General features: G+C 73.8%; 16 protein-coding genes and 1 rRNA gene. 8 read left to right on the top strand and 9 right to left on the bottom strand.

Annotated elements, in window-relative coordinates:
- The first annotated feature begins 2 nt into the window (after nt 1–2).
- Nucleotides 3–119 (top strand): 5S ribosomal RNA (gene rrf / locus amrb99_RS08660).
- 118 nt (nt 120–237) lie between these two features.
- A complete protein-coding gene (locus tag amrb99_RS08655; RefSeq protein ID WP_190854418.1) occupies nt 238–1119 on the top strand; it encodes an alpha/beta hydrolase in 882 nt (293 codons plus the stop codon).
- A gap of 21 nt (nt 1120–1140) precedes the next feature.
- Here the strand turns inward: amrb99_RS08655 and amrb99_RS08650 are convergent, their stop codons facing one another.
- The 3 genes from amrb99_RS08650 to amrb99_RS08640 all read right to left on the bottom strand — a co-directional run bounded on the left by amrb99_RS08650 (nt 1141) and on the right by amrb99_RS08640 (nt 2891).
- Nucleotides 1141–1881 carry a hypothetical protein gene (locus amrb99_RS08650; protein ID WP_190854416.1) on the bottom strand — a complete coding sequence of 247 codons (741 nt, stop codon included), beginning with the start codon at nt 1879–1881 and terminating at the stop codon, nt 1141–1143.
- Nucleotides 1878–2183 (bottom strand): YciI family protein, encoded by a 306-nt coding sequence (locus amrb99_RS08645; RefSeq protein ID WP_190854414.1) that lies wholly within the window; start codon nt 2181–2183, stop codon nt 1878–1880. The genes amrb99_RS08650 and amrb99_RS08645 overlap by 4 nt, the downstream gene beginning before the upstream one ends.
- A gap of 96 nt (nt 2184–2279) precedes the next feature.
- Nucleotides 2280–2891, bottom strand: a complete 612-nt coding sequence (locus amrb99_RS08640; RefSeq protein WP_190854412.1) for a TetR/AcrR family transcriptional regulator — start codon at nt 2889–2891, stop codon at nt 2280–2282.
- A gap of 102 nt (nt 2892–2993) precedes the next feature.
- Between amrb99_RS08640 and amrb99_RS08635 the strand changes: the two genes are divergently transcribed.
- From amrb99_RS08635 to amrb99_RS08615, 5 genes are all read left to right on the top strand, one after another.
- Entirely contained in the window at nt 2994–4937 is a 1944-nt protein-coding gene (locus amrb99_RS08635) for an acyclic terpene utilization AtuA family protein (RefSeq protein WP_190854410.1), read from the top strand.
- Nucleotides 4938–4993: 56 nt separating this feature from the next.
- Nucleotides 4994–6526, top strand: coding sequence for a carboxyl transferase domain-containing protein (locus amrb99_RS08630; RefSeq protein WP_241755390.1), 1533 nt, complete (start codon nt 4994–4996; stop codon nt 6524–6526).
- 7 nt (nt 6527–6533) lie between these two features.
- Entirely contained in the window at nt 6534–8501 is a 1968-nt protein-coding gene (locus amrb99_RS08625; RefSeq protein ID WP_190854406.1) for a biotin carboxylase N-terminal domain-containing protein, read from the top strand.
- Complete coding sequence (locus amrb99_RS08620) at nt 8498–9652, top strand: acyl-CoA dehydrogenase (protein WP_190854403.1); 1155 nt, start codon at nt 8498–8500, stop codon at nt 9650–9652. The genes amrb99_RS08625 and amrb99_RS08620 overlap by 4 nt, the downstream gene beginning before the upstream one ends.
- A gap of 104 nt (nt 9653–9756) precedes the next feature.
- The gene (locus amrb99_RS08615) at nt 9757–9939 is read left to right on the top strand and encodes a hypothetical protein (protein WP_190854401.1); all 183 of its coding nucleotides are present in this window, start codon (nt 9757–9759) and stop codon (nt 9937–9939) included.
- A gap of 201 nt (nt 9940–10140) precedes the next feature.
- Here amrb99_RS08615 and amrb99_RS08610 read toward each other — a convergent pair whose 3' ends face one another.
- From amrb99_RS08610 to amrb99_RS08585, 6 genes are all read right to left on the bottom strand, one after another.
- A complete protein-coding gene (locus amrb99_RS08610; RefSeq protein ID WP_190854400.1) occupies nt 10141–10704 on the bottom strand; it encodes an AAA family ATPase in 564 nt (187 codons plus the stop codon).
- Nucleotides 10704–11765: an enolase C-terminal domain-like protein gene (locus amrb99_RS08605; RefSeq protein ID WP_190854398.1), complete on the bottom strand. Its 1062-nt coding sequence runs from the start codon at nt 11763–11765 to the stop codon at nt 10704–10706. The genes amrb99_RS08610 and amrb99_RS08605 overlap by 1 nt, the downstream gene beginning before the upstream one ends.
- A gap of 86 nt (nt 11766–11851) precedes the next feature.
- Nucleotides 11852–12313 carry a hypothetical protein gene (locus amrb99_RS08600; protein WP_190854396.1) on the bottom strand — a complete coding sequence of 154 codons (462 nt, stop codon included), beginning with the start codon at nt 12311–12313 and terminating at the stop codon, nt 11852–11854.
- A gap of 99 nt (nt 12314–12412) precedes the next feature.
- Nucleotides 12413–13930 carry an LCP family protein gene (locus amrb99_RS08595; RefSeq protein ID WP_190854394.1) on the bottom strand — a complete coding sequence of 506 codons (1518 nt, stop codon included), beginning with the start codon at nt 13928–13930 and terminating at the stop codon, nt 12413–12415.
- Between the two features lie 111 nt (nt 13931–14041).
- Nucleotides 14042–15313, bottom strand: a complete 1272-nt coding sequence (locus tag amrb99_RS08590) for a hypothetical protein (RefSeq protein ID WP_190854392.1) — start codon at nt 15311–15313, stop codon at nt 14042–14044.
- A 135-nt stretch (nt 15314–15448) separates the two neighbouring features.
- The gene (locus tag amrb99_RS08585) at nt 15449–16885 is read right to left on the bottom strand and encodes a GuaB1 family IMP dehydrogenase-related protein (RefSeq protein WP_347256600.1); all 1437 of its coding nucleotides are present in this window, start codon (nt 16883–16885) and stop codon (nt 15449–15451) included.
- Between the two features lie 709 nt (nt 16886–17594).
- Here amrb99_RS08585 and amrb99_RS08580 point away from each other — a divergent pair.
- The gene (locus tag amrb99_RS08580) at nt 17595–18506 is read left to right on the top strand and encodes an Lrp/AsnC family transcriptional regulator (RefSeq protein WP_190854388.1); all 912 of its coding nucleotides are present in this window, start codon (nt 17595–17597) and stop codon (nt 18504–18506) included.
- Nucleotides 18507–18545: the final 39 nt, after the last annotated feature.

Raw genomic sequence — 18545 nt, 5'->3', positions numbered from 1 at the left:
CGTTCGGTGGTTATGGCGGAGGGGAAACACCCGGTCCCATTCCGAACCCGGAAGTTAAGCCCTTCAGCGCCGATGGTACTGCATGGGAGACTGTGTGGGAGAGTAGGACACCGCCGGACATTTTGTGAGGAAGGCCCCGCCGTTCACGGCGGGGCCTTTCGCATTTCCATCTGCATCGGCCCGGAGCCACGGGATATTGAGATGCGCTCCAGCCGCCGGCCCTGGCAGGCTGCGGATATGCCGATCGCCGACGTGTCGCCCGGGGTGTCCATCGCCTACGAGAGCTTCGGCGATCCCGCTGACGCCCCCGTTCTGCTCGTCATGGGATTCGGCGCTCAGATGATCGCCTGGCATGAGGACTTCTGCCGTGCGCTGGCAGCTCGTGGCCGCTATGTGATCCGGTTCGACAACCGCGATTGCGGGCTGTCGACCAGGTTCGACGATCATCCGGTCGACATGCGGCGCTTCATCGGTGCCGTGAGTTCGGGGGACATCGCCTCCGCGGTGGCGATGGTCCCTTACAGGTTGAAGGACATGGCCGACGACGGCTTCGGGCTCCTGACCGCGCTCGGCGTCGAGCGGGCCCACGTCGTCGGAGCCTCGATGGGCGGAATGATCGCCCAGACGATGGCCATCACCAGGCCGGAACGGGTGCTGACGCTGACGTCGATGATGTCGTCGACGGGCGAGAACGAGTACGGTCGATCCAGCCCCGAGGCCAGGGCGGTGCTCTTCGCTCCGAAGCCCCAGGACCGGGACGGATATGTCGCGGCGGCGGAACGGGAACTGGTGTGGGCCTCCAAGCGCTATGGCGACGCGTCCGCACTGCGGGAGCTGGCTGCTGCCTCCTATGACCGGGCCTACTACCCCGCCGGCGTCGGGCGTCAGCTCGGAGCGATGATCCTGAGCGGCTCACGTGCCGATGCCCTCCGGGAGCTCCGGGTGCCGACCCTGGTGATTCACGGCCTGGACGACACGCTCATCGATCCCAGCGGCGGCCGGCGCACCGCTGAACTCGTGCCCGGCGCGGAGCTCCTGCTGATTCCCGACATGGGGCATGACCGCCCCCGCGAGCTCTGGCCTGTGATCATCGATGCTCTGGATGCGCACACGAGATGAGTACGCCCGGCGCGGCGTCCTTCACCCAGAGGTGGGTTGAGTGCGTTCGGGTGGATGTGCGCCCGTCAGGCGCTGCCATTGCGCGAGCTGTTCCGCGTGGGAGCCCGTGGAGGTCGCCTGGGCGACGGCGTTGGTCGACGCGGCCGTCGGTTCGGCGCCGTCGCGGTAGAGGAGGGTCAGCGGCCAGGCGGGGGTGCCGGTGCCGCCGTCGAAGGGGCGCCAGTCCCAGGGGGCGACGAAGCGCCAGGCGCGTCCGGCGGCGTCGGCCAACTCGTCGTCGGGGCGCAGGAACGCGTACGGGCGGAAGACGAGGTCCATGGCGATCGGCTGATCGTCGTCGGGGTCGATGACGTATCCCTGGTACTCCGCGTCAGGGTCCTCGGATTCGCCGTGGTGGAGGACGACGACGTGCCGGTGCGGGCGCGGGAGGCGCCCCGTCTCCAGCGGCGGGTCGAAGTGCTCGACGGACATGACGTGGACGATCATCGGCGGTATCCCGACCTTGCAGCGGTCGCCGGCGGCGAGGGCGTCGGCGTCCGGGATCGTCGCGAAGAACTGGTGTTCCGCGTCCAGGGAGGAGCCGCGGGGGAGCGCGACGTCGCCGTTCCAGTGGAAGAAGTCGCTGTCGGGGTCCACCTGCCACCAGGGCCAGCGGACGGCGATGGTGTAGGGGTGGACGGCGGTGACGGTCGCGTCGGTGAACGGGCAGGAGATCCGGAGGACGTCGCCGGGACGGAAGTCCTGGAGAGGCTCGCCGGTCATGAACCGAACGGCGCCAGCAGCTCGGCGAGGGCGGGGTGGGCGCGGCCGGGGACGATCGTGGTGATGGTGTAGCGGCCGACGCCGGCGCGCACGAACGGGTCGTCGCCCGCGATCTTCTCGGCGGCGGCGCGGTCGACGCCCGCCGCGATGATGAGGCCGCCCTGCTCGGACGGGACCGTCTGCCCGGAGACGAGGAAGGTGCCGGCGGCGTGATGCCGGTCGAGGAACGCCACGTGATCCTTGACGTGGGGTCCGGCGGCCTCCTCCGACTCCGTGTACTCCAGCCTCAGCAGATGCAGCATTCCCGCCCTTTCGGTGAGCGTCCGGTGCGCCGGTCAAGTCTTCCAGCGGGCAGGCGGGCCGTCGACTTCGCGGTGCGCGACGGCCGGGCGCGGGGTTCAGCGTCCGGACAAGGCCATGTCGAGGGTCGCCGCCCACTGGCGCAGGAGCCCGCCGCGGCGGGCCGAGTCGTCGGTGAGCAGGTCGGCGAGGCCGAGGCCGCGGACGAGGTCGAGAGTGGCCTGCACGGTCTCCCGGACGCCGGGCACGGACTCGTCCGCGCCGAGGGCCTCGACGGTGAGGCGGTGGGCCTCGCGCCCCACGCGGGCCTCGAGCGGCAGGACCTGCGCGCGGAGCTGCTCGTCGGAGCTGGCGGCGACCCACAGCTGGAGCGCGGCGCGGAACAGCGGCGAGGTGTACATCTCGCCGAGCAGGGTGACGACGTCGAGGGTGGACGGCCGGCGGTCGGCGAGCGCGTCCAGGCGCTCGCGCATCTGCGCCATCCGCACTTCCGAGCCGTACTCGACCGCGGCGGTGACCAGCTCCTCGCGGGTGCGGAAGTGGTGCTGGGCGGCGCCGCGCGACACCCCGGCGCGTTCGGCGACGGTGGCGACCGTGGTGCCGGCCCAGCCGATCGACGCGAGGCAGTCGACGGCCGCCTCGAGGAGGCGCCGCCGGGTCGCGCGGCTGCGGTCCTGCTGCGGTTCTCGGGGGATCGCCTGCGTGGTCATCTCTTCCTCGGCTCGGGTGGCCCTCCAGTCAACCAAATCCTGCCGCCGGAAAACAATCAAGCGCGATTGATTTTTTCAAGGCGGGCTGGCAGGGTGCTGGCCATGAGTCGACCCTTGCGGATCGGTAACGCCTCGGGCTTCTACGGCGACCGTTTCAGTGCGGTGCGGGAGATGCTGGAGGGCGGCCCCCTGGACGTCCTCACCGGCGACTACCTGGCCGAGCTGACGATGCTGATCCTGGGCCGGAGCCGGATGAAGGACCCCGGGGCCGGGTACGCGTCCACCTTCCTGCGGCAGATGGAGGAGTCCCTCGGGCTCGCCGCCGAGTGCGGCGTCACGATCGTCACCAATGCCGGCGGGCTGAACCCGCGCGGGCTCGCCGAGCGGCTGCGCGAGCTGGCCGGCCGGCTCGGCGTCGACGTGCGGATCGCCCACGTCGAGGGCGACGACCTGCTGCCGCGCGCCGGTGAGCTGGGGCTGGCCGATCCCCGCTACGGTGACCCGCTCACCGCCAACGCCTATCTCGGCGCATGGGGCATCGCCGAGTGCCTGCGGGCCGGCGCGGACGTGGTGGTCACCGGACGGGTGACGGACGCGTCGCTGGTCGTGGGGCCGGCGGCCGCGCATTTCGGGTGGGCGCGCGACGACTGGGACGCGCTGGCCGGGGCGACGGCCGCCGGCCACGTCCTGGAGTGCGGGGCGCAGGCGACCGGCGGCAACTATGCCTTCTTCGAAGAAATCTACAATGTAAAGCCACTGGGCTTTCCGCTCGCGGAGATCCATGCCGACGGCTCCAGCGTGATCACCAAGCATCCCGGGACGGGCGGTGCCGTGACCGTCGAGACCGTCACGGCGCAGCTGCTGTACGAGATCGGCGTGCCGGCCTACGCCGGCCCCGACGTGACCACGCGCTTCGACACGATCGAGCTGGCGGAGGACGGCCCCGACCGGGTGCGGATCGGCGGGGTCGAGGGCTCGCCGCCGCCCGCCACGACGAAGGTGTGCCTGAACCACCTCGGCGGTCACCGCAACGAGATGACGTTCGTCCTCACCGGACTCGGCATCGAGGCCAAGGCGGCGTTCGCGAAGGCCCAGCTCGAGGCCGCGTTCGGCGACGCGCCGCCGGCCCGCGTCGAGTGGACGCTCATCGGCGCCCCCGCGACCGATCCGGCCTCGCAGGGGGCGGCGACCTCGCTGCTGCGGTGCGCCGTCCTCGACCCGGACCCGGAGAAGGTGGGGCGCCGGTTCAGCGGGGCGGTCGTGGAGCTGGCGCTGGCCGGATACCCCGGGTTCACGATGACGTCGCCGCCCGGGAAGGGCGGCCCGTACGGGGTGTACAAGCCGGCGTTCGTGCCCAACGGGGAGGTCGAGCACGTCGCCGTCCTGCCCGACGGGAAGCGCGTGCCGATCCCCGCCGCGCCGGTCGTCGCGGAGCCGGGCGTCGGGACGCCGGAGGAGCCGAGGGCCGGGATGGGGGAGGAGCCGGAAGTCGAGGCGCATGGGAGGCGGCCCCCGCCCGCCCAGGGGGGCGACCCCACTTCCAGTGTCCAGCCCGCCGGGCGCGCCCGGGAAGTCGAATCGCGTTCTGTGGAAAACCCGCCCCCGCCCGCCGGGCGGACGGTGCGGGTCCCGCTGGGACGCGTCGCGGGGGCGCGGAGCGGAGACAAGGGCGGGGACGCCAACATCGGCGTCTGGGCCCGCACGGACGCGCAGTGGCGGTGGCTGGAGCCCTTCCTCACCGTCGAGCGGCTGAACGAGCTGATGCCCGAGACCCGCGACCACCGCGTCCGGCGCTACGTCCTGCCGAACCTGCGGGCCCTCAACTTCGTCGTCGAGGGCCTGCTGCAGGAAGGCGTGTCCGCCTCGACCCGGTTCGACCCGCAGGGCAAGGCCCTGGGGGAGTGGCTGCGGTCCCGCCTCGCCGACGTGCCCGAAACTCTGCTCGCCCCGCAGGCCGAGACCAGGACTGAGGCCGGAGCCGGGGCCGAAGCCAAGGCCGAGGCTCCGGCGGCGGAGAACATCGAGAACCCGGAGGGAGTCCGTTGACCCTCAAGAGCACGCTCGACACCGGCGGCCCGGAGTACCGGGAGCGGCGCGCGGCCATGCTGGAGAAGCTGGCGGCGCTGGACGCCGAGCACGCCAAGGCGCTGGAGGGAGGCGGCGAGAAGTACGTCACCCGGCACCGCAAGCGCGGGAAGATGCTGGCCAGAGAGCGGATCGAGCTGCTGCTCGACCCCGACTCGCCGTTCCTGGAGCTCAGCCCCCTCGCCGCCTGGGGCAGCGACTTCCCGGTCGGCGCGAGCGTCGTCACCGGCATCGGCGTCGTCGAGGGCGTCGAATGCATGATCGTCGCGAACGACCCGACGGTGCGGGGCGGCGCCAGCAACCCGTGGACGGTGAAGAAGAGCTTCCGCGCGTCCGACATCGCGCTGGAGAACCGGCTGCCCGTGATCAACCTGGTCGAGTCGGGCGGCGCGGACCTGCCGACGCAGAAGGAGATCTTCATCCCGGGCGGCCGGATGTTCCGCGACCTGACCCGGCTGTCGGCCGCCGGGATCCCGACGATCGCGCTGGTGTTCGGCAACTCCACCGCCGGCGGCGCGTACATCCCGGGCATGTGCGACCACGTCGTCATGGTCAAGGAGCGCGCGAAGGTGTTCCTCGGCGGGCCGCCGCTGGTGAAGATGGCGACCGGCGAGGAGGCCGACGACGAGGAGCTCGGCGGCGCCGAGATGCACGCCCGCACGTCCGGCCTCGCCGACTACATGGCCGCGGACGAGGCGGACGCGCTGCGCATCGGGCGGCAGATCGTCAAGAACCTCAACCACCGCAAGCTCGGCCCCGCGCCCGGCCCCGTCGAGGAGCCGCGGTACGACGCGGAGGAGCTGGCGGGGATCGTCCCCGAGGACCTGAAGATCCCGTTCGATCCGCGCGAGGTGATCGCCCGGATCGCGGACGGCTCGGAGTTCGACGAGTTCAAGCCGCTGTACGGGACGAGCCTGGTCACCGGCTGGACCCGGATCCACGGCTACCCGGTCGGGGTCCTCGCCAACGCGCAGGGCGTGCTGTTCGGCGCGGAGGCGCAGAAGGCCGCGCAGTTCATCCAGCTCGCGAACCAGGCGGACACGCCGCTGCTGTTCCTGCACAACACCACCGGCTACATGGTCGGCAAGGAGTACGAGCAGGCCGGGATCATCAAGCACGGCGCCCTGATGATCAACGCGGTGGCGAACAGCAGGGTCCCGCACATCACCATCGTGATGGGGGCGTCGTACGGCGCCGGCAACTACGGCATGTGCGGCCGGGCGTACGACCCCCGGTTCCTGTTCACCTGGCCGAGCGCGAAGTCGGCGGTGATGGGGCCGCAGCAGCTCGCGGGCGTGCTGTCGATCGTGGCGCGGCAGGCCGCCGAGGCGCGCGGCCAGGCCTACGACGAGGACCAGGACCGCGCGATGCGCGAGCTCGTCGAGACGCAGATCGAGGCCGAGTCGCTGCCGTTCTTCCTGTCCGGCCGGCTCTACGACGACGGGGTGATCGACCCGCGCGACACCCGCACCGTCCTCGGCCTGTGCCTGTCCGTTGTCCACAACGCGCCCGTGCGCGGAGCCGACGGCTTCGGCGTCTTCCGGATGTGAGTCGCAGATGATCAAGACTGTGTTGGTCGCCAACCGCGGCGAGATCGCCCGCCGGGTGTTCCGGGCCTGCCGGGACCTCGGCATCGGGACCGTCGCCGTGCACTCCGACCCCGACGCCGGCGCGCCCTACGTCCGCGAGGCGGACGCGGCGGTGCGGCTGCCCGGGGCGTCGCCCGCCGAGACCTACCTCGCGGCCGCGAAGATGGTGGACGCGGCCCGCCGGGCGGGCGCCGACGCCGTCCACCCCGGCTACGGGTTCCTGTCGGAGAACGCCGCGTTCGCGCAGGCCGTCCTCGACGCGGGCCTGACCTGGATCGGGCCGCCGCCCGCCGCGATCGCCGCGATGGGCTCGAAGATCGAGGCGAAGAAGCTGATGGCGGCGGCCGGGGTGCCGGTGCTGCCGGAACTGGACCCCGCGCAGGTCACCGCCGCCGACCTGCCGCTGCTGGTGAAGGCGTCCGCGGGCGGCGGCGGGCGCGGCATGCGGATCGTCCGGACCCTGGACGAGCTGCCGGACGCCGTCGCCGGCGCCCGCCGCGAGGCCGAGTCGGCGTTCGGCGACCCGACCGTGTTCTGCGAGCCGCTGCTGGAGAGCGCCCGCCACATCGAGGTGCAGATCATCGCGGACGCGCACGGCACCGTCGTCGCCCTCGGCGAGCGCGAATGCTCCATCCAGCGCCGCCACCAGAAGATCATCGAGGAGGCGCCGTCGCCGGCCGTCGACGACGCGCTGCGCGACGCGCTGTGCACGGCCGCGGAGAACGCCGCCCGCGCCATCGAGTACGTCGGCGCCGGGACCGTCGAGTTCATGCTCGCGCCGGACGGCCGCTTCTACTTCCTGGAGGTCAACACCCGCCTCCAGGTCGAGCACCCGGTCACCGAGTGCGTCTACGGGGTCGACCTCGTCCGCATGCAGATCGAGTGCGCCGAGGGCGGCGCCCTCCCGCAGGACGGCGTGGAGCCGCGCGGGCACGCCATCGAGGTGCGCCTGTACGCCGAGGACCCCGCGCACGACTGGCGGCCCGCGAGCGGCACCCTGCACACCTTCGAGGTGCCCGGGGTGGACGCGGCGTTCGCCGTCCCGCCGTCCGGCGGGCTGCGGCTCGACAGCGGCGTGGAGAGCGGCAGCGAGGTCGGCGTCCACTACGACCCGATGCTCGCCAAGGTCATCGCCTGGGCGCCGACCCGCGCCGCCGCCGCGCGCCGCCTGGCGGCCGCGCTGCGCGGCGCCCGCGTCCACGGCCTGACCACCAACCGCGACCTGCTGGTGCGCATCCTGGAGGAGCCGGCGTTCTTGGCCGGGGACACCGACACCGGCTACCTCGACCGGATCGGACTGGACGCCCTGGCCGCGCCGCTCGCCGGCGAGGAGACCGTCGCGGTGTCCGCGCTGGCCGCCGCGCTCGCCGGCGCGGCGCGGGAGCGCGCGTCCGCCGCGGTGCTCGGCGGGCTGCCGTCCGGGTGGCGCAACGTCCGGTCGCAGCCGCAGCGCCGGTCGTTCGACGGCCCGCACGGCACGGTCGACGTCGACTACCGCCTCGGCCGCGACGGCCTGGTCAGCGAGCTGTGCCCGGGAACGGCGCTGGTGAGCGCCGGGCCGGACCGCGTCGTCCTCGACCGGGACGGGCTGCGCGAGACGTTCACGGTCGCCGCCGCCGGAGACGAGGTGTTCGTCGACTCCCGGCTCGGCGCCGTCGCGCTGCGGGCCGTGCCGCGCTTCACCGACCCGAGCGCGCAGGTCGCGCCCGGCTCCCTGCTCGCCCCCATGCCCGGGACGGTCGTGCGGGTCGAGACCGAGCCCGGCGCGGCCGTCGCCGAGGGGCAGACCCTCGTCGTCCTGGAGGCGATGAAGATGGAGCACCGCATCGCCGCCCCCGCCGCCGGGACCGTCGCCGAACTGAACGTCGAGGCCGGACGGCAGGTCGAGTCCGGCGCCGTCCTCGCCGTCATCTCCGTGGAAGGAACCCCCGAATGAGCTTCGTCGAGACCGAGGAACGGCAGGCGCTGCGCGCAGCGGTCGCCGAGCTGGGCGCCAAGTACGGCTCGTCGTACTACGTCGAGAAGGCGCGCGCGGGCGAGAAGACCGACGAGCTGTGGGCCGAGGCCGGGCGGCTCGGGTACCTCGGCGTCAACGTGCCGGAGGAGTACGGCGGCGGAGGCGGCGGCATCGGCGACCTCGCCGCCGTCTGCGAGGAGCTCGCCGCGGCGGGCTGCCCGCTGCTGCTGATGGTCGTCTCCCCGGCGATCTGCGCGACGATCATCGCCCGGTCCGGCACCGAGGCGCAGAAGAAGCACTGGCTGCCGAGGTTCGCCGACGGGTCGGTGAAGATGGCGTTCGCGATCACCGAGCCGGACGCCGGGTCCAACGCGCACCGCATCACCACCACCGCCCGCCGCGACGGCGACGGCTGGGTGCTGAACGGGCAGAAGACGTTCATCTCCGGCGTGGACGAGGCCGACGCGGTGCTGTTCGTCAGCCGCACCGAGGACCAGAAGGGCAATCTGCGGCCGTCGCTGTTCATCGTTCCGACCCGTACCGACGGCTTCACCTTCACTCCCATCGACATGGAGATCGTGTCGCCGGAGAAGCAGTTCATCTGCCACCTCGACGACGTCCGGCTGCCCTACGACGCGCTCGTCGGCGACGAGGACGGCGGCCTGCTGCAGCTGTTCGCCGGCCTCAACCCCGAGCGGATCATGGCGGCGGCGATGGGCGCCGGGATCGGCCGCCTCGCGCTCGGCAAGGCGATCTCCTACGCCAAGGACCGGCAGGTGTTCAGGACGCCGATCGGCGCGCACCAGGGCCTCGCGCACCCGCTCGCCGCCGCCAAGATCGAGCTGGAGCTGGCCCGGCTGATGGGGCAGAAGGCCGCCTGGCTGTACGACGAGGGCGACGACATGGGCGCCGGCGAGGCCGCGAACATGGCGAAGTACGCGACGGCCGAGGCCGCGATCCACTGCGTCGACCAGGCCATCCAGACCCACGGCGGCAACGGCCTCACCACCGAGTACGGCGTCGGGATGCTCGCCGGGGTCGTCCGGCTGATGCGGATCGCGCCGGTGAGCCGGGAGATGATCCTCAACTTCGTCGCGCAGCACTCGCTGGGGCTGCCCAAGTCGTACTGACCCGCCGCGCCTTTGCCTACTTATGGCGATGACGGTGTTACAGAGAGTGCCCGCAAGGGGACCATCGCGGGGCGACCGCCGCATAACGAACGAAAGGGATGATCATGCGGAAGTTTCTCTCTGCCCTGGTCCTGACCGTCGCCGCGCTGCTCGCCGGCTTCTTCGGCCTCTCCACGGCCGCGTCGGCCTCCACGGCGTCCGCCGCCGCGCCCGCGGCCATCGCCGGGGGCTGCCACCACTGCTGCGGCGACCACAACACGAACGTCAACATCAACATCAACGGTTGACGCCCGCCGTGCCCCGCCGTGCCCGTCCGTCCCGGGCGCGGCGGGGCACGGCCGGCTCCGGAACCACCGGCCCGTAACCCACCGGGCCGTGACGCGCGCGGCCCGTAACCCACGCGGCCCGTGACGCGCGCCGCCCGTGACGCGAGCGGGCCGTGACGCGAGCGGGCCGTGACGCGCGCGGGCCGTGACGCGCGCGGGCCGTCAGGCGAGCAGCGCGTCCAGCTGCGCCTCCAGCGGGCGCGGCGCCGCCAGCCGGTTGTCGACGACCGCGTGCGGGACGGGAGGCGGCTCCTCCGGCCGCATCCGCGCGACGAAGGCGTCGAACCCGGCCAGCTTCCCCGCGTCGCGGGGCAGGCCGCGCCGCTCCAGGCGGTGCCGGAGCGTGGCGGCGTCCGTGCGGATCCACAGCAGCCGCACCCGCGCGCCGCCGAGCGCCTCCACCCACTCCGCCCAGCGGGCGGGGGAGCGGATCTGCCCGGTGAACGGCGCGCTCAGCAGCACCGGGCAGCCGTGCCCGCGGATCTCCCGCGCCGCCGCGGTGAGCCCGGCGTACTCGTGCCGCTTGACGTGCTCGTCGTACCAGGGGCCCTCGCGCTCACCGGGGTCGCGGCCGTGCGCGGCCAGCGTCGCCGCGACGAACGGGCCGAACAGGGTGTCCTTGTCGAGCAGCGCCGGGACCGGGCGCAGCCGCGCCAGCAGCAGGTCGCACACGGTCGACTTGCCGCCGCCGGGCGGGCCCGCCACGATCCAGACGTCCGCGGGCATCAGGCGGGCAGCCGCATCCGGCGGGTCGCCAGCCGCCCGATGCGCGCCTCGTCGATCTCGTGTCCGAGGCCCGGCTGGGTCAGCGGCACCCCGACGACCCCGCCGGACGAGCGGACCGGCGGCGTCACGAACACCGGACCGCCCGCCGGGTCCGACACGTCGCTCGGCAGCGTGCAGCCCGGCAGCGCCGCCAGCGCCACCGCCGCCGCCTGCCCGATGCCGAACGCGCCGCACCCGCTGCACCACACGTCCCAGCCCGCCGCGTACGCCAGGTCGTGGGCGCTGCGCGCCGCCGTCAGGCCGCCGAGCCGGTCCAGCCGCAGGTGCAGCGCGCGGCCCGCCTCCAGCGTGATCGCCGCGTCCAGGGTCTCCAGGTCGCCGACCGCCGGGGCGACCGCCGCGCCGAGGCGCAGCTGGAGCCGGGCGTGCGCCGCGAGGTCGTCGGCGGCGAACGGCCGCTCGATCGCCACCGGCCCGTAGGCGTCCAGCGCCTCCAGCACCGCCATGTGCTCGGAGGACTCGGTGTAGGCGTGGCCCGCGTCCGCGACGAGCGCCAGCGCCGGGTAGGCCTCCCGCAGCGCCCGGACGGGCTCGACGTCCCAGCCCGGCCGGATCGGCAGGGTCACCCGGGTGTGGCCCGCGCCCACCGCCCGGTTGGCGCGGGACGCGACCGTGTCCAGGATCGGCTCGGGGCCGAGCCGGGCGCCGGTGACGATGGACGTCCGCGTCCCGCCGAGCGCGTGCGCGAGCGGCAGGCCCCGCTCCCGGCACCACAGGTCCCAGCAGGCGACGTCGATCGCCGCGGCGGCCTCGTTCGCGCCGAGGTCGGCGGCGGCCGAGACGTCCTCGGGGCGGTCCCAGTCCAGCCCGATCAGCGCCGGCGCCATCCGCTTCTCGATGTCGGCCCAGCCGGGCCCGGGGTTCGCCGTCCCGGTCGGGACGGCCATCTCGCCCCAGCCCGCCGCGCCGTCCCCGCCGGAGAGCCGCACGAGAATGCTCTCCGGCCGCCGCCCGCGCGGCATCGCGACGCGGAAGGCGTCGCAGCCAAGGATCCGGGGCACCCGCACCCGCCCTCTCGTGGTCGGAAGTGTTCTCCTTCAATGATCCCCCCTCGCGGGACCTGCCCGAACACCGGACGGGCGGGAGGTCAGCGGCGGCCCCGCAGGAACGGCCGCAGGAACGGGCGCAGCGGGCGCCGCTCGTAGCCGCCGTCCGCCAGCCCCGCGAGCCGCTCGAAGGGGTTGAAGGACGCCCAGTCGCCGCACAGCGCCATCGACACGCCCGCGCACGCGAGATAGAGGGGGATCATGACGATGCCGAGGCACCAGGCGTACTGCGTGGCGTGCCGGGCCTCGTGCCGCAGCAGCCGGGGGTCGGACGGCAGGCCGGACGCGTCGCCGCGGACCAGGATCACGTTGCCGACCGTGAACGCCGACGCCACCGGCACCGGCGGCCGGTAGCCGCCCGCCACCAGCAGGCCGTCCCCGGCACCGCGCAGCCGGGGGCCGCCGCCGGAGGGGCGCGCCGCCGTCAGCGCGAGCAGCAGGCCCAGCGGCGTCGAGAGGTTGACGACGTTGACGACCGAGCGGACACGGTATGCGGGCTTCACCCGGCCAGTGTCGCGCCACCGCCGCCGCGCGACCACCCGTGAAGGACCGCCCGTGAGGGACCGCTCGTGAAGGACCGGTGCGAAGGACCGGCGCGACGATCAGGACGGGCAGGTCGCCGCGAGGGACGTCGGCTTGCTCTCCGGCGCCGGCGGCCCCGACGGGCTCGGCGACGCGCCGTCCGACGCGCCCGCGCTCGGCGTCGCGCTCGGCGAGCCGTTCGCCGCGAGGTTGGACGAGCCGGTCGGCGACGGGCTCGTCGAGCCGGTCGGGTGCGCCTGCTCCGGGGCGACGGCCTTGGCGGTCAGCCGGCGGATCAGCCCGAAGTCCGGGTTCCCGGAGTTGATCAGCGGCGGGACGAACTGCAGGCTGTTGATCTGCGCGCCGTCCTTGACCTTGCCGGACAGCTTGATCAACGCGGGCAGCAGCTCCTGCGGGATGTCGGTGGACAGCGTCCGCTTCGCCGCGGCGGCGAGCTTGTCGAAGCTGGTCAGCACGGTCTGCGGGTCGGCCTGCTGCGCGATCGCCCGCATCAGGCACTTCTGCCGGCCCATCCGCACGTAGTCGTCGCTGTCGGTGCGGGACCGCCCGTACCAGAGCGCCTCCTTGCCCTTCAGCGTCCGGTAGCCGGGCTGCAGCACCTGGCCGTCGAGCCCGTACGGGATGGGCTGGGTGACCCTGATCTTGACGCCGCCCATCGCGTCCACGATGTCGGCGAAGCCGAACATGTCGACCAGGATGTAGTAGTCGACGCGCTGCCCGAGGATCCCGGCGATGGTGGCCTTCAGCAGCTCGGGGCCGCGGCGGTTCTTCGGCACGCCCGGCACCACGTCCGGGTGGTTCTCGGCGTACTCGTACACCTCGTTCAGCAGCCCCGGGTTCTCCGGGCCGTCGCCGGTGAAGCCGTACGGGAACCGGTCGCGCGCCGGGCCGGGCGGCATCTGGAACTTCTCCAGGTTGCGCGGCAGGCTCAGCAGCACCGTCTCGCCGGTCCTGGTGTTCACGCTGGCGAGCGTCATGCTGTCGGTGCGCACGCCGGTCCGGTCGGCCGCCGAGTCGCCGCCGAGCAGCAGGATGTTCACCCGCGGCTGCCCGTCCCACGGGTCCGAGGTGTCGATCTGCCGGCCGTTCTGGCTGCCGGTGCGGAAGATGCTCGTCAGCGCGTCCCGGTAGACGTAGGTGCTGTGCGCGCCCCACGCCACGGGCACCGCGACGGCGAAGCACATCACCGCGACGGCGGCGGCGCCGAGCGTCCGGGCGCTGATCGACTGCCCGGCGGGGCGCACCACCAGGTAGGAGCGGATCACCACGGCGACCCACACGACCCCGAGGACGACGATGCCGGCGGCCAGGCGCTGCAGCTCGTCCGGCCGGACGGCGAGGTGGACGAGGCTGGAGCGGTAGACGGTGACGGTGACCGCCAGGGCCGCCACCGCCACGACCCACAGGCCGAGCAGGAGCCCGCCGGCCACCCGGCGCCCCGCGGCGAGGTGCGCCACGCCCCAGACGAGCGCCGAAGCCAGGGTCAGCGCCAGCGCGCGGGGGAGGCCCCCCGCGCCGTCCGAGGAACGGTCCACGTCATCTTCCGGGACGCGTCCGCCCGCCGATGGACTCGACATGTAACGCTCCGTCCCCCACCCATGGTGAATTAAGCCCCTGGCTCACATTATGGACGCGCAGAACCGGACAAAGGTTGCGTGGGAGTCGACCGCATGCGAGCGCGACGTCGATCAGTTGCAGCTCTCGATCAGGATAGGCAATCCGCTCGCGGGCCGGGCGGCCGGGACCGGGTCGCCGGGCTCCCGCGCCGCCAGGGCGCGCAGTGCGGGGTGGTCCGCACGGGGCAGGGAGGCGGCTGCCGCCGCTGGTCGCAGGCTCGTGATCTCGGCTTTCTCGATCTTGGCGGCCAGCCCGGCGAGCGCCGGGAGCAGCCGGCGGGGCACGTCGGTGTTTACCGAATTGATGAGAACCCGGGCGAGTCGCTGGTATCGCTTCAGCACCGCCAATGGCCCGGTTTCCCGAAGATTTGCCCAAAAAGGACAGCCTTTCTTGGCAGGTGCGGCGCGTGAGGTCGTCCCGGCGAGTTCCCGGACCCCGCGCGCGTCCACCTTCACGTAGTAGGGGACGTCCAGCCCGAGCATGTGGGCGACCGTCCGCTTCAGCAGCTCGGCGCCGGGGTCCCGGACGGGCCCGCCGCCCGCGAGCAGCTCCGGATGCGCGGCGCCCTCGCGGTACACGTCGGCCAGCGGACGCCCCGGAGGGAACGGGACCGGCTCCGTGCCCGACCACACCGGGACGCGGCGCAGGCCGTCCGGCAGGCTCAGCAGCGTCGTGGCGCCGGACCGGGCGTCGACCGCGGCCAGGGTGATGCCGCCGACGCGTTCGGGGGCCTGCGGCTCGCCGGGCTCGGCGCCGATGAGCAGCACGTTGAGGCGCGGCGCGGCCGGGCGCCGGGCCGCGTCCCGCGCCGCCCCGTGCCGGGCGGCGACCTGGACGGCGGCGGGCGCCACCGGCCCGTCCGCGAAGACCGTCCGGATCAGGTGCCGCTGCACGTAGCCGTACTGGGCGAGGCTCAGCGGCGGCACGATCACCAGCAGGCACAGCACCGAGACGGTGGTGCCCCCGGCCAGCCGCCACAGCGGCGCGAGCCCCTCCGGCGCCAGCACCGCGTACGAGTGGGCGATCAGCAGCGCCCACAGTGCCGCCAGGGCCACGCAGGCGGCCGCCAGGGCCAGCAGCCAGGACGGCCGCGCCGACAGCTCCAGGAACAGCGCCCGGTAGCGCCCGGCGGCGAGCGCCGCCGCGGTCAGCAACGCCGCCTGAGCGCCGAGCAGCGCCCCGCCCAGCCGGACCCGCCCGGCCCGCAGATGCGCGATGCCCGGCACCACCGGCGACACGGCCGCGACCAGCAGCGCCTCGGCGAGCCGGACGGGCGCCGCGCGCCCGCCCGCCGGCCGCCGCCCGGCCCCGCCGGACGCGCCCGCCGGATCCCCGTCGACCATGCTGCCGCCCCCTCCGGGGCGGCGGACCCCCCATCCCCGCCCCGCACCAAGAGCGTGCAGGTCACCGGGGTGGTCGGGAGGCCGTTCCGGGGCCGTGTCGCGTAAATCCGGCGCCGCGAGCCGGTCAGCGGCGGGTCACCAGCTGGTGGACAGCGGCATCCCCTCGGCGTAGCCGGACGCGCTCTGGATCCCGACCGTCGCCCGCTCGTGGAACTCCTCCAGGGTGCGCGCGCCCGCGTAGGTGCAGGAGCTGCGCAGCCCGGCCACGATCGAGTCGATCAGGTCCTCGACGCCGGGGCGCCGCGGGTCCAGGAACATCCGCGACGTGGAGATGCCCTCCTCGAACAGCGCCTTGCGGGCCCGGTCGAAGGGCGAGTCCTCGGCGGTGCGCAGCCGGACGGCCCGCGCCGACGCCATGCCGAAGCTCTCCTTGTACAGCCGGCCGTCGGCGGCCCGCTGCAGGTCGCCCGGCGACTCGAAGGTGCCGGCGAACCAGGAGCCCACCATCACGTTCGCCGCGCCCGCCGCGAGCGCGAGCGCGACGTCGCGCGGGTGCCGGACGCCGCCGTCCGCCCACACGTGCCGGCCGAGCCGGCGGGCCTCGGCGGCGCACTCCAGCACGGCCGAGAACTGCGGCCGCCCGACCCCGGTCATCATCCGGGTCGTGCACATCGCGCCCGGGCCCACGCCGACCTTGACGATGTCGGCGCCCGCCTCGATCAGGTCGCGGGTGCCCTCGGCGGTCACCACGTTGCCCGCCACCACCGGCACCGAGGGGTCCAGGCCCCGCACGGCGGCCAGCGCGCCGATCATCTTCTCCTGGTGGCCGTGCGCGGTGTCCACCACGAGCAGGTCGGCGCCCGCCTCCAGCAGCGCCTTCGCCTTGCCCGCGACGTCCCCGTTCACGCCGACCGCCGCGGCGACGCGCAGGCGCCCCGCCGTGTCGACGGCGGGCTTGTAGAGCGTGGCGCGCAGCGCGCCCGTCCGGGTGAGCACGCCGGTGAGCCGGCCCTCGGCGTCCACCACGGGCGCGAGCCGGTGCCCGCGCTCGTGCAGCCGGTTGAACGCCTCGCGCGGGTCGACGCCGTGCGGCAGCGTCACCAGGTCCCGCGACATGATGTCGCGCAGCTGCGCGAACCGGTCGACGCTCTGGCAGTCGGCCTCCGTCACCACGCCGACCGGCCGGTCGTCCTCCACCACGATCACGGCGCCGTGCGCGCGCTTGGGCAGCAGCGCCAGCGCCTCGCCCGCGGTGCTGCCCGGGTCCAGCCGGATGGCGGTGTCCACCACCAGGTCGCGGCGCTTCACCCAGCCGATGACCTCCGAGACGACCTCGACGGGGATGTCCTGCGGGAGCACCGCGACGCCGCCCCGGCGGGCGATGGTCTCGGCCATCCGGCGGCCGGACACCGCCGTCATGTTCGCCACGACCAGCGGCACGGTGGTCCCGCTGCCGTCGATCGTGGAAAGGTCCACCTCCAGGCGGGACCCGACCGCGGAGCGGCGCGGGACCATGAAGACGTCGTTGTAGGTGAGATCGTGAGCGGAACGCTCACCGTTCAGCAGGTGCACGGCTGTACTACACACCAATCGCGGATCAGAGTGGCTGGGCCACCGTACATTGTGATCCATACCCGCGAGTGCTCCGGCCAAGCGCTCGCCCGGGGCCGCGCCGGGCCCCCGCAGGCCCGTGACCGGGGGTGATGGTCGTGTGTCCCCGGGGATCGTCCGGGTGATCTCCCGCGTTGTGTCCGCGCCCTTCCAGGCGTTACGGAAGTGTCTTCGCGGACGAGGCTGAAAAGCGTGCAACGTGAGGCTTGGCTCTCTGTAAAGTTACCTCTTGACGTAACTGCGCCCCCGATGCACTTTTCTTACATGTGCGTCACGCGGACGGCCGACCCGCCGTAGGGGGCGCGCACATCAGAACACCGGGAGAAGGCGGAATGCAGGTCACGCACTCGAACCCGGTCAGCACCGTCCGTCCGCGCCGCGGGCCGCCCCGCCCGCACCGTCCCCCCGGGAGTGACCATCGCCACCCCGCGCGCCCGCCGCCCGCCCCCGCACGGGCCCGCGCGCGCCCGGGGGCCCGGCCGCGTTGCGCTCCCGGACCGGTCGGCGCGGCGTCGGAAACGGCGCCGCCCGGAACCCGGCGCCGACGCTTCGACGGTCGCCGGGCGGGGCGAACACGAGCAAGATCAATATTTGACGCCATACCGTCTTGAAATGGAATGATCTTGCAGTTGCCAGCAGAACGATTCATCACATGTCGAGGAGGACAGCCGTGCTGGATGCGGTCGACGCCGTGCTCGTCCGCGAGCTCCAGCGGGATGGCAGGGCGACGTTCCAGGCGCTCGCCGACCGTGTCGGGCTTTCCCGCACGGCCGTGCGGGCACGGGTGCAGAACCTTCTCGAGACCGGCGTCGTGCGCGTCGTCGGCATCGTGCACGCCGCCGTCGTCGGCGCGGAGGCGATCGGGCACGTCTCGGTCACCGTGGAGGGCTCGGCCCGGGAGGTCGCGGACGCCGTCGCCGGCCTCCCCGCGGTCAGCTTCGCCGCGCTGACAGCGGGCCCGCACGACCTGGTCGCGCAGGTCCGCACCCGCGACGACGCCGCGCTCGCGACCGAGGTGGACCGGCTGCGGTCCGTCCCGGGCGTGCGCTCGGCGGAGGTCTTCCGCTCGGTCTGCACCGTCCGCGACACCCATGCGGTGGTGCGGGAGCTCGGCGAGGTCACCCTCGACGACATCGACTGGCGGCTGCTCCAGGAGCTGCAGCGCGACGGGCGCGCCCCCTACACCCGGCTCGCCCACATCATCGGGCTGTCGCAGGCCGCCACCCGGGCCCGCGTCGTCCGGCTGATGCGCACCGGCGTCATCCAGGTCACCGGGCTGGCCGACCCCCTCGCCCTCGGCGCCGCCGAGCTCGGCGGGTTCGGGCTCCTGGTGACCGGCGGGCTCCGCAAGGCCGCCGAGGCGGTCGCCGCGCAGGACGGCGTCCGCTACCTGGCGACCGGGTTCGGCCGGTACGACATCGTCGGCCAGGCCGAGGCCGCCTCCCGCGCGGAGCTGGTCGCCGTCCTGGACGGGATCCGGTCCGTGCCCGGCGTGACGGTGCGGGAGTCCTGGCACCACCTGGACGTGGTGAAGGAGTCCTACGCCGTCGAACTCCCCGAGCGGCCCCTGAACGGGGCGTGAAGGAGAGCCGCCGAGGGCGCCGTTCCCGGCGCCCCGGCG

It is taken from the genome of Actinomadura sp. RB99 (assembly GCF_014706005.1).
Lineage (GTDB): Bacteria > Actinomycetota > Actinomycetes > Streptosporangiales > Streptosporangiaceae > Spirillospora.
This window is presented reverse-complemented; position numbering and strand designations above follow the sequence as displayed.

Excerpts from the sequence above, each read along its gene's own strand:
- amrb99_RS08655 (WP_190854418.1), top strand. The coding sequence starts at position 238 with ATGCCGATCGCCGACGTGTCGCCCGGGGTGTCCATCGCCTACGAGAGC.
- amrb99_RS08650 (WP_190854416.1), bottom strand. The coding sequence starts at position 1,881 with ATGACCGGCGAGCCTCTCCAGGACTTCCGTCCCGGCGACGTCCTCCGG.
- amrb99_RS08645 (WP_190854414.1), bottom strand. The coding sequence starts at position 2,183 with ATGCTGCATCTGCTGAGGCTGGAGTACACGGAGTCGGAGGAGGCCGCC.
- amrb99_RS08640 (WP_190854412.1), bottom strand. The coding sequence starts at position 2,891 with ATGACCACGCAGGCGATCCCCCGAGAACCGCAGCAGGACCGCAGCCGC.
- amrb99_RS08635 (WP_190854410.1), top strand. The coding sequence starts at position 2,994 with ATGAGTCGACCCTTGCGGATCGGTAACGCCTCGGGCTTCTACGGCGAC.
- amrb99_RS08630 (WP_241755390.1), top strand. The coding sequence starts at position 4,994 with ATGCTGGAGAAGCTGGCGGCGCTGGACGCCGAGCACGCCAAGGCGCTG.
- amrb99_RS08625 (WP_190854406.1), top strand. The coding sequence starts at position 6,534 with ATGATCAAGACTGTGTTGGTCGCCAACCGCGGCGAGATCGCCCGCCGG.
- amrb99_RS08620 (WP_190854403.1), top strand. The coding sequence starts at position 8,498 with ATGAGCTTCGTCGAGACCGAGGAACGGCAGGCGCTGCGCGCAGCGGTC.
- amrb99_RS08615 (WP_190854401.1), top strand. The coding sequence starts at position 9,757 with ATGCGGAAGTTTCTCTCTGCCCTGGTCCTGACCGTCGCCGCGCTGCTC.
- amrb99_RS08610 (WP_190854400.1), bottom strand. The coding sequence starts at position 10,704 with ATGCCCGCGGACGTCTGGATCGTGGCGGGCCCGCCCGGCGGCGGCAAG.
- amrb99_RS08595 (WP_190854394.1), bottom strand. The coding sequence starts at position 13,930 with ATGTCGAGTCCATCGGCGGGCGGACGCGTCCCGGAAGATGACGTGGAC.
- amrb99_RS08590 (WP_190854392.1), bottom strand. The coding sequence starts at position 15,313 with ATGGTCGACGGGGATCCGGCGGGCGCGTCCGGCGGGGCCGGGCGGCGG.